The following is a 17,498-nucleotide window of genomic DNA, read 5'->3' on the forward strand; positions in this document are numbered from 1 at the left end:
CCTGCGATATATAATTAAAGTTTACTATTTATTTTTTAACAGTTTGGTTTAATTTCTCCCAGTAAGGACCTTCATCTCTTATCGATATCCATTCGGATAGCATAATAGGTTTTAATTTAGCAAGGACATCTTGCTTGGAGGCTATAAGATCATTTTTTTGTTCAGGATCTGTTGCCAAATTATACAGTTCAAAGGTTACTGGAATAGAGGTTTTCATCCATTCCATGATCGTAACGTCATCTTTCTTATCTGGAAACTGGCCAATAAGGGTATAATCATTATATCGCATAGCCATATGTGGCATTCTAAAATAGGTATCCTCATGTGTAGGGAAAAGCCATAGATATGGTTTTTCTCTTTCTATTTTTTGCCCTAGAAAGGCAGGGAAAGCATCGACTGCATCTAACTTTAAATCGTTAGGGATTGGCACGCCTGCTAGGGCGGCGGCAGTGACTATAAAGTCAGTGGCTACAACCATTTCATCACTGGTTGTACCTGCTGTAATTTTAGCAGGGTAACGCACAATACCTGGTACTCTATGTCCGCCTTCGTAGGGGTACCTTTTCATTCCTCTTAAAGGGCCAGGCGTTCCAAAACAGAAATCGCGAATTGGATCTTCCCATTCCCCTTTAGATTCTTCTAGGTTAACGGGAGTTTCTGGGCCATTGTCACTAGTAAAAATAACCATGGTATTTTCAGTTAAATTTTGGTTCTCAACTGTTTGTAGTAAGTTGTCAAAAGCTTTGTCTAATTGTGAAATAGTACCGTAATATTCTTTTTTGTTTGCGCTAATATCATAATCAGGTCTTGCTACGCCACCGTAGCTAATAGATTGCTCTAAACTGTCTACTGTTGCATTATTATACATTTCGCTATACGCTTCTGGTGGAGCAAGTGGAGTGTGAGGTTCATGAGTAGAAACAATAAGAAAGAAAGGTTTACTCTTGTCTCTTTTATTAGTGATCCAATCTGATGCTTCCTCAGTTAATACATCACAATACCATCCATCTACTTCACCAACATCTTCACCATTTCTAATGAATTTTCTGAAATTTTTAGGACCTTGAAATGCATTATGGGTAGAAGCAAACCAATAGTCGAAGCCTTGGTCACTAGGACTAGGTTCTTTGGCTCTTGTAGTTTTTTCTAATCTAGAAAGGTGCCATTTTCCCATAAAAGCAGTTTCGTACCCTCCTGATTTTAGGAGTTCTGCAATGGTTAATTCACTATCTCTTAAATGTGTACCCGCATACCCTTGTAGGTAATAAAACCCACTCCTATAAGGGTTTTTTCCGGTTAAGAGTCCAGCCCTAGACGGAGAACATACCGTTCCTGCAGAGTGTAAATCTGTAAGTAAAACACCTTCAGAAGCAAATTTATCTATACCAGGTGTTTTAACAATAGGGTTACCATAAACACCTAAGTCACCATAACCCAAATCATCAGTGAGGTATATAATTATATTGGGTTTTATGGCTACTTCCTCTTTATGTTCTTTTTCCTTTTTTTTAGTATTGCAACTAAAAGTTAGGGTTACTATTAAAAAAAGAAATGCGTATTGTATTAATTTAAAAGGTTTTCTCATTTTGAGTTATTGATTTAATAGAGTATAATTTATCATTGAAATATAAAATATAATATTCCAATAGTTACTAATAAGAGACCGGCATACAATCGCACATCCTTAAGGCCAGTAAATTCTTTATTTGTTAGGAATTGTAATGGATTATCCCAAGTGTATTTTAATTGTTCAATATTAGGTTTTGGTGTAGCATAACTAATTGTAAAATACACTACTGAACAGATACAGAATAACCACCAAGCTTGCATCATAAATGGTATTCCCCAGAGGTCTGTTATTATACTGGGTTGTTCTGAAAGTGTGGGTATGAAATCTGCAGAAAATGCAGCTATTCCCAATAGAAACCCAAAGATTAAAGTAACTAATGATGCTTCTTTTGTTCCTCGTTTACTAAAAACACCAAAGAGGAATACAGTTGCAATTGGTGGTGCCAAAGCAGCAGCAATTTTATTAATTGCTTCAAAAATACTATTAAATCTTCCTCCCTGAGTAGACCAAGCTATGGCTAATATCATAACTACAACCGCAACATACTTTCCTATTTGTACTTGTTTTTTATCCGATAATGAAGGTTTTATTCTTTTTGCGATATCAATTGCTACTAAGGTAGAACAACTATTAAGGGCTGCAGCAATGGTACTCATTAGGGCTGATAATAAAGCAGCGGCAAAAATACCCTTAATTCCGATTGGTAATAATTCATTTATAAGTACAGGTAAGGTTTCATTACTATCTGTTATCTTGTCTTTAAATAAAACATAACCTAGTACGCCTGGGAGCACCATAATAAATACAGGCAATATTTTTAAAAATCCGGCAAAAATCGGACCTTTTTGAGCATCATCTTCGCTTTTTGCAGCTAAAACCCGTTGAACTATAGTTTGGTCTGAACACCAATACCAAAGGCCTAAAATGGGATAACCTAAGAAAATAGCATACCAAGACAAGCCGGAATTACCGGCATTATCTCCGCTTCTGAGCATACTTAATTGGTCTGGTTTTATATTCTCTTTTAAATCAGCTAAGGAGTTAATGCCAACCTCGGGGAGTTCATTAATTGCGAATATAGTGAGGATTACAGCGCCTACAATTAGAACTACGGTTTGCACTGTTTCTGTCACCACAACAGCTTTTAAACCTCCTAAAATTGTGTAGGTTGCGGTTATAACAGAAATTATTAATATAGAAACAAAAACATCGATCCCGAAAAAGGATTTAAATACGATAGCCCCAGCATAAAGACTCATTCCAATATGGACAAATAACGCACCAATGATAGCCATAAATGCTAAAAAAGAACGTGATGAAGACCCGTATCTTTTTTCTAAAAATTCAGGCAAAGTTGAGATTCTACTTTTAAAGTAAAAAGGAGCAAAAATGAGCCCTAAAAATATAAGGACAATAGAGGCCATCCATTCAAAATTACCCCAAACCAAGCCATCTTCAAAGCCTGAAGCAGCCAATCCTACTAAATGAATTGTAGATATATTACTAGCAAAAAGAGCAGCACCAATTACAATCCAATTTAAACTACGCCCTGCTAGGAAATAGTTATCGGAGGTCATCTTTGTTTTTCTTGTAGTATAAATACCAAGTGCAACTATACCTATTAAATAAACTACTATTATTGCTAAATCTATATTTTCCATGTTAATCGTTGTATGAGCCGAAATCGAAGTCTATATTTCTCAATGGTTCTAAGATGGAACAAACTTCTTGAATTACGGTATCATCGAGCGGTTCCTCAATCCAATCGACATTTTTGCCAAGAATTTGTGCATTGGTACAGCTAAATAAGGTTGTGGGTATTTCAACATTGCTCAAGGCAAACTGTAATGCAATTTTCTCAAAAGTAACATTGTGTTGCGAGCAAAATTGAATCGCTTTATTAATGCAGCAAATTTCTTTAGAGGTTACAGGGTACCAGTCTGGAGGCCCTTGATGTGTTAATAACCCACTAGCGAAAGGAGAAGCACTGATTAATCCCATTTTTTTAGCTTTTATTTTTGGCATTAAATCTAGTAATAAATCATTAATTAGTGTATAATGATTGTGAACTAAAATGGCATCCATATCATAATTTTGAATTACTTTTTGTAAGACATCAACAGAATAACAAGAAATGCCAAAATTCCTAATTTTTCCTTCCTTTTTTAATTGGGTAAGGGCATTTAGCCCTTCGCTCATGGCAAGGTTTAAATGCATTCCTTTATTGTATTCGATATCATGTAAAAAAACGATGTCTATATAGTCTGTTTGTAACCGCTTTAAGCTAGATTCAACAGAATTTATAATGGAGTTGTATTTAAAATTAAATTCCGGTGGTAAGGAAGCATTTTTCCCTGCTTTTGTAGATAAGACAATTTTAGAACGATCAATATCTTTAAGCCCTTTACCCAAGATGATTTCGGAGGTAACTGGACCAAAAATGGAACTATTTCTTCCATAAGCTGGCGAGGTATCAAAATAATTTATACCTCTATCAAATGCACTGTGAATGGTATTAAGTGCATCACTTTCATTTATCTTTTCGAACATGCCACCAAGTCCTGAAGCTCCAAAACCCAATTCACTTACTAGTAAGTCAGTTTCTCCTAATGTATTATAGTTCATGGTTATTTAGTTTTCTATGATGATTTTTATATCATTTAGTGAGCAGGAAGCCTTTTCTATAGCATCTGGAATTCTATCGTACGGAAATCGATCAGAAATAATCTGAGTTAAATCTATTTGTTTGGTTTGTAAAAGTTCTAGGGCTTTTTCGTACTCATTATTAAAACGAAAAGACGGTTGGTATGTTAATTCGTTTTTCATAAAGGCTGCAAAAGGAAATTGTGCACCATCTCCAAACATTCCTAATTGAATTACTTTTCCTCCTTTTTTTAAAAATTTCACAGAATTGGTTAATATAGTATTGGCACCTGAGGCTTCCAGTAAAATATCATATCCTTCCGGAGCATAGGATATTACCTCTGTTTCAAAATTGGAGTTTTTTGGATTTAGGGCCGCAGTTGTTCCAATTTCTTGTGCTTTTTCTAAGGCAGAATCTCTGATGTCTGTAATTACAACGGCTTCATCTGTGTAGAGATTGGCAACCATATGACACAACTGACCAATAGTTCCTGCGCCTGTGATTAAAACAGATTTTCTTTTGATGTCACCTGCTAAGGATAGGGCGTGTAGAACCACAGAAAGTGGTTCTAAAAGAGCCGCAGTTTCAAAACTGATAAAATCTTCAAGAGTCACACAATTTTCCGCAGGTATTTTAATGTATTCAGAAAACCCTCCATTAAGATGTGGGTAAACACTTGCGGATCCAATGTATTTCATATCGGGACATAAATTCTGCTTTCCAGCTTTACATGTAGTACATGTTTTACAGGGTCTAGACGGATTGATACTTACTCTGGTTCCAATTTTTAGCCTTGGGTGTAATGGAGATGCTTTTTCTATAACGCCAGAAAATTCATGACCCAAAGCAAAGGGTTCTTTTGGAATAAAATCTCCAATTTTACCATCCTTGTAATAATGAATGTCTGAGCCACAAATTCCTACAGATTTCACTTTTACTATAACTTCATGATTTTCAGTAGGTTCTGGGTATGGTATATCGGAATAACGGACATCTTTTTTTCCGTATAATAAGAATGATTTCATATTTATTTAATCGTGTATGTTTTACCTTTAACGGTAGCAAATTCTATAGTTTGGTTGGGTTGTTTTTTTGTTTTAACCTGCTTACCATCTACATAAACTTTGGTGTTTTTTGCCGCTTTAATACGACAAACAGTACCCGCTTTTGACAAGATATCTACAGTGGTAATTTTTTGATCTTTCCAACTAAAATTAAGCTCAAATCCGCCTCTGGCTACAACACCATTAAATTGACCTTCGAACCATTCACCTGGTAAGGCTGGCAATAGGTCTATATAGCCTTCATGGGACTGAATTAACATTTCTGTAATACCAGCGGTTACTCCAAAAGAGCCATCAACCTGCAGTGGTTTGCCACATTTAGCAAATAGAGAGGTGTAGCACTGTTCCTTTAGATATCCTTTAAAAATACTGTTAGCCCTGTCGCCATCATAAAGCCTTGCCCATAGTGCCATTTTCCATGCTCTTGAAAATCCAGTTCCGCCATCGCCACGTTGCTCTAATACTTTTTTTACGGGCCCTATAAATTCAGGGGTTCTATTCGATGAAATAACGTTTCCAGGATATAAACCATAGAGATGAGAAAAATGTCTGTGTTTATCTTCCATTTGTTCATAATCCTTAGTCCACTCTTGCAACATACCATCTTTTCCTATTTGTGATGGAGGGAAACGTTTTCTAGCTTCTGATACCTTCTTTGCGAATTCCGTGTCTACACCTAAGACCTTAGCTGCCGAGTTGTAATAGCTAAATAAATCTTTTAATATTTGCATATCCATAGTTGCGCCTGCAACTATAGTAGTGAAATAATACATTCCAGTTACCTCATCATAAAAGTATTTGTATCCTTTTCCTTTTGGCGGATTCTCAGGGGAATTTGATGGGTTGGTTACCAACCAACCAGTTCCGGGGTACTCAACAAGAAAATCCATAAAAAATTCAACAGACCCTTTCATTGTAGGGTAGATTTCCTCTAGGTATTCTTTGTCTTGTGTAAAAAGATAATGTTCCCACATATGGGTAGTTAGCCATGCACCGCCAACAGTAAACGTTCCCCAAGTAGGTCCGTCCATTGGAGCAGCAACTCTCCATAAATCTGTGTTTTGATGAAATACCCATCCTTTTGCGCCGTAGTGCTCTTTAGCTACTTCAGAACCTTGATCTGTTAGTTCTTTAATCATTGTGGTTAATGGCTCAGTAAGTTCAGATAAATTAGCGCTTTCAGCAGCCCAATAATTCATTTCAGTATTAATATTGGTTGTGTATTTGGAGTCCCAAGCCGGATTCATATCATTATTCCAAATTCCTTGCAAGTTGGCGGGTTGAGTGCCGGGTCTAGAAGAAGAAATAAGAAGGTAACGCCCAAAGTTATAACACAATGTCGCTAATTGGGGGTCAGGGTTCGATTGTATTTCTGTCATTCTCTCATCTGTAGTAAGGTAAGAGTTTTCCGTTGTTGGTAGGGTCAGGGATACCCTGTCAAAATAATTTTTGTAATCTTTAAGGGCTAATTTTTTAATGTTGTCGTAATTGGTATTCTCTACATGGGCTAGCATGTTTTGTACGCGTTCATGTTCATTTGCGCTAACATCTTTGTAGTTTACAAAATTTGTGGCCGCTACAAAATATAAAGTAACTGAATTTGCATTTTTTATAGATAGGATTGTATCATCACGTTGCATTTCCCCGCCATCTTGATAGGCTTTAATCTGCGCTTCGTATCTTAACTTTCCATCTACACCCATATAATCTGTAGATTTTCCAGTTAATTTTAGTTGATTTTCTCCTATGCCATCCATTCTAAAGTAATCCGTTGCATAGTTGGAGTGAGATCCGTTTCTAACCCCCCTTAGCTGAGCCTCTAGTGATATACTTTTAGGTTTGTCGGCTGTAATCCTAATTGCAATAGTTTGATCTACGGCAGAAGCAAAAATTTCTCTTTTAAAATTAACTCCATTCGTAGTATAAGTTACACTAACGATTCCTGTTTTTAAATCTAAGGACCTTTTGTAATTTACTACACTGTCTTTTTTGAAGTTCAAATGAAGGTTTGCTAAGGATTGGTATTTTTGTTGTTCTACAGGATACCCCATAAGTGCACGTCCAAATAGCTTATGAGCTTTTATTGGCTCGTCATTGAATAGATATTCTTGAATTTCTGGAAGTTTTTTAAAGCCTCCTTTTGTAACCGTAGAATAAGGGCCGCCAGACCAGTAGGTTTCTTCATTAAACTGAATCTTTTCCTCATCCTGTTTTCCATAAACCATTGCACCAATACGACCGTTACCAACAGGTAAAGCTTCTTCCCAAATGGTTGCAGGTTCGTCAAACCACAGTACAGTTCCTGGATCAAAATCACTTTGTTTGGTTGTACTAACTGTTGCCGTATCCGCAGTTTGGCCTATACTAACGACCGTGATACATAAAAAATAGAAAAATAAGAAATGCTTTGTGTTCATGTTATTGAATTTTTTTTTTAAAAAAACTGTGCTTCTCAGAAATAATTTTGGCGTTAATCAAATTGGTTAATCTTATAATTTTTTTTAATATAGTAAGCTATTCAAGGTGTCAATTTTTTCTGGTTGTATAGTCTAAAAAAAAGGAGTAGCAGAGATAAATCTGGTGCTACTCCTAACTAAACTAATTCAACTCAAAATAAAAACTATAATTTAATTTATATCAAGCTACTAATTCCATAATTATGTACTTTATATAATCTTAATTGGTAGTTGATAATATTTAGTATTACTCTATTAAATCTTACCATTATTACTATAGTATTAGCTGTCTTACGGCTTGTATTTTTAAACGTTTTTCTACAGTAAGAACTAGAATATAAATTTAAGAATATTAGAAGTATAATAGTAGGCTTATGTTGACATTAGACTGTACTATTTTGTTTATTTAAGTCCTTGAAGTGTTTTTTTAATGGATTTGGGTAAGTTATTCAAAAGTTTAATCAAGAAGTATACAGTATTTTGTGGTATTAGCTTTGATTGTAACTCCTAAATTTTTAGAGATTGAATTTAATGTAATAATTAATTTAGAAAATGCCGTAATAAAGTTTGATAAGTGGGAAGAGAATCTCTTGATTGGTCTCAAGTTTATTCAACAAGGTAGCATAACCTTTTTTGTAGTATTAATGAGAAGAATAGTCATTGCTTTATAAAAAAGGTTCCTTGGCATTTCCAAAGAACCTTTTTGTCACCACTGATTTTAAATGTTTGTAACAGTATATGTTTTTCCTTTTTTTGTGTTGAATGTTATTAACCCGTTATTAAGTCTCTTGAATACTACTTGTTTGCCTTCAGAAATGACTTTTGTTTTAGTTCCAGCTCTTAAAGAGCAGGGCATACCTGCTTTGGATAAGATGGTAGCTGAAGTTATTTTTTGATCTTTCCATTTAAAGTCTAGTTCAAAGCCTCCTCTTGCACATACACCGTCAAATTGACCGTCTGTCCATTCTAATGGTAATGCAGGTAATAAATCGATATAGCCTTCATGGGATTGAATTAGCATTTCAGTAACCCCAGCAGCTACTCCAAATGAGCCATCTACTTGGAATTGATTGGCACAGATTGCGAATAGTGATGAATAAGCTTGATCATTTAAATAGCCTTTGAATATTTTATTAGATCTATCGCCATCACGGAGTCTAGCCCATAAATTCATTTTCCATGCTCTAGACCATCCAGAAGCTTCATCACCTCTTAGTTCCAATACTTTTTTTACTGGTTCAATTAATTCCGGGGTTTTATCAATAGATATTACATTGCCAGGGTATAAACCATATAAATGAGAAGCATGTCTGTGATTTGGTTCCATTTGTTCATAATCCTCAGTCCATTCTTGAAGCGTACCGTCTTTACCTACCTGTGAAGGAACTAATTTACTTCTTGCTTCAAGAACTTCCTTAGCAAATTCTTTATCCTTTCCTAAAACTTCTGTGGCAGAAGCATAATAATTAAAAAGATCTTTTAGAATTTGCATATCTATGGTAGAACCAGCAACTATGGTGGTAAAGTAATACATACCCGTTATTTCGTCATAGAAGTATTTATACCCTTTTCCTTTTGGTGGATTTTCTGGTGAATTTGATGGATTGGTTACCAACCAATCTTGTCCAGGGTATTTAACTAGGAAGTCCATAAAAAATTGAACAGAACCTTTCATTGTTGGATAAAATTCTTCTAGAAATTCTTTGTCTTGTGTAAAAAGATAGTGTTCCCACATATGTGTTGTTAACCAGGCGCCGCCAACGGTAAAAGTACCCCAAGTAGGGCCATCCATTGGAGCAACTACTCTCCATAAGTCAGTGTTTTGATGGAAAACCCAGCCTCTTGCCCCATAAAGCTCCTTCGCTGCTTGTGAACCTTGGTCGGTAAGTTCTTCTACCATAGTGGTTAAAGGTTCTAATAACTCTGGAAGGTTGGCAGTCTCTACAGCCCAATAATTCATTTGAATATTTATATTGGTGGTATATTTGGAATCCCAAGCTGGGTTCATCTTATTGTTCCAAATACCTTGTAAATTAGCGGGTTGGGTGCCTGGTCTTGAGGATGATATTAGAAGGTAACGACCAAAGTTATAGGCTAGACTAGCTAATTGAGGGTCAGGATTAGTTTGCACGTTCTTCATCCGTTCGTCTGTGGGAAGGAAAGAGTTTTCCGTAGTAGGTAAAGTAATAGAAACTCTGTCAAAAAACTTTTTGTGGTCGTTTAAGGCATCGACTTTGATGTTGGCATATGAACGTTGCTCTAATTTTGCTAACATTTTTTCAACTAAGGCATGTTGGTCAGCGCTTACATCTTTGTAATTCACAAAATTTGTTGCAGCTACAAAATATAGGGTTACTGCATTGGCATTTTTAATGCTAAGTACAGTATCGTCAATTTCTATAGTTCCACCTTCAGGTATAGCCTTTATTCTAGCTTCGTAACGTAATTTACCTTCTACTCCTAGATAGTCAGCAGATTTCCCAGTTAATTTTAATTGATTGTTATCAACTCCGTCCATTCGAAAATAATCAGTGGCATAATTAGAATGAGCATTGTTTCTTACGCCTCTAAGTTGCGCATCTAAAGTTATACTTTCCGGTGTATCGGCAGTAATACGTATTGCAATTGTTTGGTCTATAGCTGAAGAAAATACTTCTCGGGTATAATTTACGCCTTTGTGTTTATATTTTACTGTAACCACACCCGTTTTTAGATCTAAAGATCTTACATAGTTTTGTACACTATCTACTTTGAAAGATAGGTGGAGGTTTGCCAATGATTGATATTTCATTTGTTCAACAGGCATACCCATCATAGTTCTGCCAAAGAGCTTATGAGCTTTTATAGGTTCACCGTTAAAGATAAGTTGTTGAATTTCTGGTAAGTTTTTGTAAGCACCTTTATTTACGGTATTATAAGGGCCTCCAGTGTAATAGGTGTCTTCGTTAAATTGTATTATTTCTTCTCCTTGTCTACCATACACCATACCCCCTAATCTACCATTGCCAACAGGTAAGGCTTCTTCCCAAATAGAAGCAGGCTTAGAGTACCACATGACTGTAGCTGGGTCAAAATTATTTTGAGAGTTTATACTTTTATTGTTTTGACCGATGGAACTATAGCCATAGATAAGAAAAAGAGTAAGAATTAATATTTTATTTGCCTTCATAAGTTATTGATTTTTATAAAAAATTGATTGAATTACTTTAATTGATGTTCGTGTTTTTTAGCTGTATTGAAAGTGGGTTGTTTGTTTTATATGTTTCTCTTTCTAAGTTTTTTTTCTCGGATTGTTGTGCTGTTTTACGTCTTAACTCATTTAAAATTTTAGAGCCTTCATAATCACCTATTATGTTATTCATTTCATTTGGGTCATCCTTTAAGTTGAATAATTGTTCAAACGCTATGGTTTTTTCTTTAAAATCAATATCATTTTCTGTCCAGCTCCATTTGTGATGCTCATACATTCTAATGTATTTCCAATCGCCTACTCGTATGCCTTCAGAAAAAGGGTTGTCTCTTCCCGTAAATAAGCTCTCTAGAAAGAGTTCTTTTCTCCATTCATCTGTAGTACCATTTATTAATGGTATTAAACTTCCGCCTTGCATATCTTCGGCAGGTTTTATTCCTGCATAATCTAGAATTGTAGATGGGATATCAATAGTTGAAACTAATTCTTCGATTTTTATTCCTCTCTTGTTTTTAGGAAGCCTAGGGTCATAAATGAAAAACGGTATTTTACTGGCCTTGTCATACAATAAAGCTTTTCCAGACATTCCATATTCTCCCATCAAAAGGCCGTGATCACTGGCAAAAATTATGATGGTATTATCACTTAACCCTTTTTCTTCTAGGGATGCAACCATATCTCCAATTACTTTGTCCATAGCGGATATTTGCTGATAATAGCGAACGTAATGTTCCTTACAGCTTTCTATTTCATAATCATATTTGTAAGTGCCTGTGGCTCTTCCTTTCGTTTGGTCAAGCACGTTTTTTGGGATATGAATATAAGGGTTTGTAGCAGTTTCTTCAGGGATGGATATGTTTACATCTCTGTATAAAGTATCGTAAAATGGCATGCCTTTTAATTTAGAATACTCATTAGCGTGAACCCTGCATCTTGCGGCTATTTTATTGTCTGGGTACATAGATGCTATTTGGCTGCCGTGGGGTACAGAAAAACTTACTGATAAAGTAAACGGTTTGTTTGTGGGAACAGTGTTTAGGAAATCTTCAATTTTTTCTCCCATAATTGGGGTAATGATTTCAGATTTGGCATCTGAATAAATTTCAAAACCCTCAACTCCTTTTGGCCAGAAATCTGCCCAACCGTCATGTGCTGCCCAGTAGTCAAATTTCTCAGAAGTTTGTCCTTTAAATGTATAATACTCAAGACCAAATTTACCTACAAAACCAGAATAGTATCCATTAGATTTAAGTACATGTGGGTACGAATTTTTCCATTGATTTTCTGTGATTTGATAGCTCGATGAAAAGCCTACACCATGCACTCGTTGATACATTCCTGTAAATATTGAGACTCTACTAGGAGAGCATACAGGTGCTACGGCGTAGGTATTATTAAACCAGACACCATCATTAATTAGTTTATCTGCATGAGGGGTTTTTAAAACGGGGTGCCCCATAGCACCGAAAGTTTTATCGCGTTGATCGTCTGTTAGTAAAAAAATAATGTTTGGCCGTTCATTGCTTGGAACCCTAGGGAGTTCTTTTTTTAAGGAAACACTAGTAACCCATAATACACCAACGGATAGGGTTAATAGCGATGGTATAATCTTGTTTACTTTCATATGCATTATTAAAATTACTTATTGTGCATTATAATTAAAATTAATATGGAATATATTCATAGTGTTATGAATATATTCCATATTAATTTGATGAATTGATACTTCCTTTATTCAAAAAAAAGAGACAAAAGGTTCATCGTTTTTTAGGTATTGTTTTTAGTCTATTTAATCAACATCCCACCAAACACCAGCACCAAATTTTTCGTCTATAATACCGGGTTGTGCTTCTAAGGCACCATTGAAACCATCTGGGTTAGAAACAGCTTCTGTATGTGGGTATGGTTTTCTAACCATTATTCCTTTTCCTGGAAAAAGGGATTCAACTGGTTCTGTGGTTGCTACATATGTAGGGTATCCAGAACGGCGAACTTCTGCCCAGCCTTGATTTCCATCAGGGTATAGTGCACACCATTTTTGATCACCAATTAATTCCCGTTGATCTTCTCCTCCGTTAAAATCAACTAGTGGTTCTGATAGATAGCTACCAGGTTCTAAGCCATATTCATTAAAACTTGCAGTGATTGCTGCTTCATAGGCCTCTTGTGCAGTCATCCCTACATTCCATCCGTTTAATGCGGCTTCGGCAATAATAAAAAGGACTTCAGAATAACGCATTATTCGGGTAGGGGAATCTAAGGATCTAAATTCTGCTACCCCCATTATTGATAAATCTGGGGTGTTTTGTCCCAATGTTCCCAGTGGAATACCTACATATTCTCCTGAGCTAGCAGCAGGTTCCGCATAGACGGCTAATCGATCTGTGTCATTTCTGGTTTTCAAAAAATCAATTAGAAAAGCAGAGGTTACATTTTCTTGTTTAGCAGCTTGGGTAGGGTTCATATAGTAAGGACTACGGTATACTGCGTCATCGGCCAACCAATATTTGAACGCCGCGTTTTCATTAGAATCTATTATAGGATACGTGTTAGAATCAGCCATAATTTCTTCAATACCATTTTGTGCAGTAATAGGGTCTTTTAGAGACATTCTCATATACACACGTAGTAGTAGGGAGTTAGCAAATCTTTTCCATTGCAACATATCTCCATTAAAAATAACATCAGCAGAACCGATATTTTTTGATGCATCGATCATTGCATTGGCCGATTTTAATTGAGCTATAATATCGGTGTAAATGCTTTGTTGTGAATCATATTTTGGGTATATGGTTGCATTTTCAGAACTGTCCGCATTTAATGCCTCAGAGTAAGGAATATCTCCATACCAATCGGTTAAATTTTGAAATGCGTATGAAGTTAAGATTTTAGCTACCGCTATAGCATTATTATCTTCAGCTTCAGAGGCTAGTTTAGTGGCAACTTGTAAATTTTTAAGATGCCCGCTATACACATTGAAATTTGTTTCACTTCCCGTCATCTGATATCTGTCATTATGTACGTATACATCACGGACATTATACCTAGCCCAGCTTACCACTTCATTTATTACAGGGTTGTAAGAATTTAAAATGCTTATTTGTGCATTTGTAATAAGTGTTTTATAGGGTACCTCCGTTAAGCTATTGGGACTTGTGTTTATACTTTGGAAATCATCTGTACATGCAACTGTGAAAGTGAGAAGTACACTAGCGCATAATAGTTTTATATGTGTTTTCATTTTGTTATTTGATTTAAAATTATAATGAATCATACCTTGAAATACTAAAAAGTAATTTTTACTCGTGCCCCAATATTTCTAGCTGATGGGTTAGAGGCAAATTCTGAACCTTGTGAAGATAAACTGGCATCTTTGTTTGATACTTCGGGATCAAAGTTTTCACTTTTCTTATATAATATGGCTATGTTTCTTGCGAATATTGATAAATCGATATTCTTTAGTTTAAGTTTGTTTGCAAATGATTTTGGCATTGAATAACTCAAAGTCATTTGACGTAGTTTAACATATGAAGCATCGTATAACCATCTTTCTGCTCTTGCAAATGAGTTCCATCTAAAATCATCTAAATTTTTATAGACATCATTTGGCGTTCCGTCTTCAAAAACACCTTCAAATAAATACCCACCTCCAGCATCTAGTGGGTCCCTTACTGAAACCCCATTAGCATTTTGGCCAATCGTACTGGTAAGTGCACCTGTTGCCCATCCGTCCTGATTGGTTCTTGAGTAAATATTTCCTCCTATTTTAGCATCAATTAAGAAACTAAAGTTAACGTTTCCAAATGTAAGGGAGTTGTTAATGCCGCCTACCCAATCAGGCATAAGGCTTCCTAGTTTTTTTAGATCACTTGTTAAGGGAACGCCATTTGCATCTACAATTGGTTTTCCATTTTCGTGGTAAACAAAACCTTTGCCCCACATATCACCATAGGAGCCTCCTACGTCTGCAACTACAATTATTTGATTGCCTTCCGCTTTAAATAACTCTAATCTTTCCACGTCTCCATTGAGCGCAACTATTTTACTGGTGTTTGTACTCCAGTTTACCGTAACATCCCAAGAGAATTTATCAGTAAGGATTGGTGTTCCATTTAAAATTACTTCAGCACCTTTATTGTCTACTTGTCCTGCATTAATGGTTTGTGAGGTATAGCCTGATGTCGGAGAAATTGGAGCGCTTAATATTTGATTTTTAGCCACCGAATTGTATAAGGTAAGATCTAATCCAAGCCTGTTATTAAAAAACTTTACATCAAAACCAAGTTCCTTAGATGTTACTAGTTCATTAACTAAGTCAGCTGGCGGCATTACAGAGCTTAGGCTAAATGAAGGGTTATTCCCATAAGGTGATGATGCATTGTAGATTGAGTTTAATCTATACGGGTCAGTATCATTACCAACTTGGGCTATACTTAAACGTAATTTACCAAAACTAACTACATTTCTATCTAAATTAAAAGTTTCAGAAAAGATCCAACTGGTTGTAGCAGATGGGTAGAAATAGGAATTGTTAGCAGCTGGTAAGGTTGTAGACCAGTCGTTACGCCCTGTTAAATCAAGGTAAAGTTGATTTTTATATCCAAATGAAAATGCGGCATACATACTTTGGATTTCTTTTTCTCTTTGATAAAAAGTAGTCGTTGGAGTTTCTTTTGCATTGGATAAAGAGTAAACGTTTGGTACAACTAGTTTGTCTACATATGAATCTTGCAGTCTAAACTTGTTATTCATAATGCTACCACCAACGTTTGCGGAAAACGAAATATCATCTGATATGTTTTTGTTGGCAGAAAGAAGGAAATCTGAATTTATTTCTTGGCGGAAGTAATTACTTACACTGTATCTACCTTCTGGATCATTGTTGCTGTAATAAGCACGTATTAATTCTACTTGTTCATTTGAATAATCAATACCAGCTCTAGTAGTTAAGCTCAACCAGTCATTAAATTGGTACTTCAAAGAAGTAGAACCAATCATTCTATTTTTAGTTTGTGGATTTAGATTTTTATACTGGGTCCAGTATGGGTTATTGTGCCATCTGTCAATCCAGCTAATCATAGTTCCATCAGGATTCTCTATATTATTTTTTAAGTACTCCCAGTCTACCTGTCTGGCTGTCCATATCGTTTGCATTCCAATATTGTTAAAGGTGTAGCCAGATCCGTTAAGATTACCATTTGAATTGATATAAGAAGCTTTGGTGTCAAAAGAAAGTTTGTCTGTTAGTTTAGTGCTTCCTGAAAAATTAATTGTATTCTTTACTTGGTTGGTGTTTGGCACCATTCCTGTTTGGTCAGAATTAGTAATGGATAAACGAATGTTTCCCCAACTACCACTATTGCTTAACGCAGCGTTGGTAACACGTGTTATGCCAGTTTCATAAAAGTTCTTTATGTTGTTTGGGTTTGAAACCCATGGTGTTGGAATTCTTTCGCCAGTAACTGGGTCAAGAGGTGAATTAAATTGTGGGAGTGATAAAATTTCACCTACAGTTTGAGGAAATCCAGCCTCTACGGCCCAATATAATTTACCCCCAGGGGTAATATCATCTGCTTGAACCCTATAGTCTAGGCGTGGTCCAAAACTTTCGTCTACACCATCATTTTTACCTCCATTTAAACCATCTTCGTACCAGTATTGTAAACCACCTCCTTGACCATATTCATTTTGATAGTCGGGAAGTAAGAGTGGATTGCTTAAGGTTAATGAGTTTTCAATGGAAACAGAAAACCCTTTTCCCTTACCTGATTTTGTGGTAATAAGTACTACTCCATTTGCTCCCCTTGATCCATATAGAGCTGCGGCATTTCCTCCTTTTAATATAGTTACTTCAGCGATATCAGATGGGTTTATGTCGGCAGCCCCACTTCCCATATCCGTAAAATCATACCCACCTCTAGTACTAGAAACAATAGTATTGTCAATAGGAATACCATCTACTACAAACAAAGGTTGATTGTCTCCAGTTAAAGACTGATTTCCTCTAATTGTAATCCTTGACGATGCCCCAACATTACCATTTGAACTATTTACAAGGACTCCTGCCGATTTTCCTGCCAAGGCATTAATGACATTAGTTTCAGACGTGTTTTTAATGTCGTCACCAGATAAATCTTGTACCGCATAGCCTAAGGCTTTTTTCTCTCTAGTTATACCAAGAGCGGTTACAACAACTTCCTTTAGGGATTCTACGTCAGGTTGCATACTTATATTGATTGTTGTTTTTGAATTAACGGAAACAACTTGCTCTAGATAACCTACATAACGATATATTAGCATATCACTTGAATTAGCAGTGATACTATACTTGCCGTCCATATCGGTTGTAGTTCCTTGTCCTGAATTTTTGGTAATTACAGTGACACCCAACATTGGAATGCCTTCCTCATCTGTAATTGTACCAGAAACGGTAGTGCTTTGGGCTAATAATGTCCCAGAGAAAAACAGTGATATTCCCAAAAGAAATAGCTGTTTTACTAAATGTTTTTTTAGAGTGTTTTTCATATGTTATTAATATAAGTTTAATAATTAGTTAAATTTATATTAATTTGGG

Annotated in this window: 9 protein-coding genes; all 9 read right to left on the minus strand. The window is 35.8% G+C overall.

Annotated features, from left to right (window positions below; translation table 11 throughout):
- Positions 1 to 28 precede the first annotated feature (28 nt).
- The 9 genes from MWU65_RS04795 to MWU65_RS04835 all read right to left on the minus strand — a co-directional run bounded on the left by MWU65_RS04795 (position 29) and on the right by MWU65_RS04835 (position 17,449).
- Complete coding sequence (locus tag MWU65_RS04795) at positions 29 to 1,585, minus strand: sulfatase-like hydrolase/transferase (protein WP_247076041.1); 1,557 nt, start codon at positions 1,583 to 1,585, stop codon at positions 29 to 31.
- A gap of 32 nt (positions 1,586 to 1,617) precedes the next feature.
- The gene (locus tag MWU65_RS04800) at positions 1,618 to 3,231 is read right to left on the minus strand and encodes a sodium:solute symporter (RefSeq protein WP_247076042.1); all 1,614 of its coding nucleotides are present in this window, start codon (positions 3,229 to 3,231) and stop codon (positions 1,618 to 1,620) included.
- Position 3,232: 1 nt separating this feature from the next.
- The gene (locus MWU65_RS04805) at positions 3,233 to 4,195 is read right to left on the minus strand and encodes an aldo/keto reductase (protein WP_247076043.1); all 963 of its coding nucleotides are present in this window, start codon (positions 4,193 to 4,195) and stop codon (positions 3,233 to 3,235) included.
- Between the two features lie 6 nt (positions 4,196 to 4,201).
- On the minus strand, positions 4,202 to 5,239 hold the full coding sequence (locus MWU65_RS04810; protein ID WP_247076044.1) for an alcohol dehydrogenase catalytic domain-containing protein: 1,038 nt from the start codon (positions 5,237 to 5,239) through the stop codon (positions 4,202 to 4,204).
- Between the two features lie 2 nt (positions 5,240 to 5,241).
- Positions 5,242 to 7,695 carry a glycoside hydrolase family 95 protein gene (locus MWU65_RS04815; RefSeq protein WP_247076045.1) on the minus strand — a complete coding sequence of 818 codons (2,454 nt, stop codon included), beginning with the start codon at positions 7,693 to 7,695 and terminating at the stop codon, positions 5,242 to 5,244.
- Between the two features lie 757 nt (positions 7,696 to 8,452).
- Positions 8,453 to 10,903, minus strand: coding sequence for a glycoside hydrolase family 95 protein (locus MWU65_RS04820; RefSeq protein WP_247076046.1), 2,451 nt, complete (start codon positions 10,901 to 10,903; stop codon positions 8,453 to 8,455).
- 37 nt (positions 10,904 to 10,940) lie between these two features.
- Positions 10,941 to 12,548, minus strand: a complete 1,608-nt coding sequence (locus tag MWU65_RS04825; RefSeq protein ID WP_247076047.1) for a sulfatase-like hydrolase/transferase — start codon at positions 12,546 to 12,548, stop codon at positions 10,941 to 10,943.
- Between the two features lie 165 nt (positions 12,549 to 12,713).
- On the minus strand, positions 12,714 to 14,165 hold the full coding sequence (locus MWU65_RS04830; protein ID WP_247076048.1) for a SusD/RagB family nutrient-binding outer membrane lipoprotein: 1,452 nt from the start codon (positions 14,163 to 14,165) through the stop codon (positions 12,714 to 12,716).
- Positions 14,166 to 14,209: 44 nt separating this feature from the next.
- Positions 14,210 to 17,449 carry a SusC/RagA family TonB-linked outer membrane protein gene (locus MWU65_RS04835; protein ID WP_247076049.1) on the minus strand — a complete coding sequence of 1,080 codons (3,240 nt, stop codon included), beginning with the start codon at positions 17,447 to 17,449 and terminating at the stop codon, positions 14,210 to 14,212.
- Positions 17,450 to 17,498 lie beyond the last annotated feature (49 nt).

It is taken from the genome of Cellulophaga sp. F20128 (genome assembly GCF_023015805.1).
GTDB lineage: Bacteria > Bacteroidota > Bacteroidia > Flavobacteriales > Flavobacteriaceae > Cellulophaga.

Excerpts from the sequence above, each read along its gene's own strand:
- MWU65_RS04835 (WP_247076049.1), bottom strand. The coding sequence starts at position 17,449 with ATGAAAAACACTCTAAAAAAACATTTAGTAAAACAGCTATTTCTTTTG.
- MWU65_RS04830 (WP_247076048.1), bottom strand. The coding sequence starts at position 14,165 with ATGAAAACACATATAAAACTATTATGCGCTAGTGTACTTCTCACTTTC.
- MWU65_RS04815 (WP_247076045.1), bottom strand. The coding sequence starts at position 7,695 with ATGAACACAAAGCATTTCTTATTTTTCTATTTTTTATGTATCACGGTC.
- MWU65_RS04805 (WP_247076043.1), bottom strand. The coding sequence starts at position 4,195 with ATGAACTATAATACATTAGGAGAAACTGACTTACTAGTAAGTGAATTG.
- MWU65_RS04825 (WP_247076047.1), bottom strand. The coding sequence starts at position 12,548 with ATGAAAGTAAACAAGATTATACCATCGCTATTAACCCTATCCGTTGGT.
- MWU65_RS04795 (WP_247076041.1), bottom strand. The coding sequence starts at position 1,585 with ATGAGAAAACCTTTTAAATTAATACAATACGCATTTCTTTTTTTAATA.
- MWU65_RS04820 (WP_247076046.1), bottom strand. The coding sequence starts at position 10,903 with ATGAAGGCAAATAAAATATTAATTCTTACTCTTTTTCTTATCTATGGC.
- MWU65_RS04800 (WP_247076042.1), bottom strand. The coding sequence starts at position 3,231 with ATGGAAAATATAGATTTAGCAATAATAGTAGTTTATTTAATAGGTATA.
- MWU65_RS04810 (WP_247076044.1), bottom strand. The coding sequence starts at position 5,239 with ATGAAATCATTCTTATTATACGGAAAAAAAGATGTCCGTTATTCCGAT.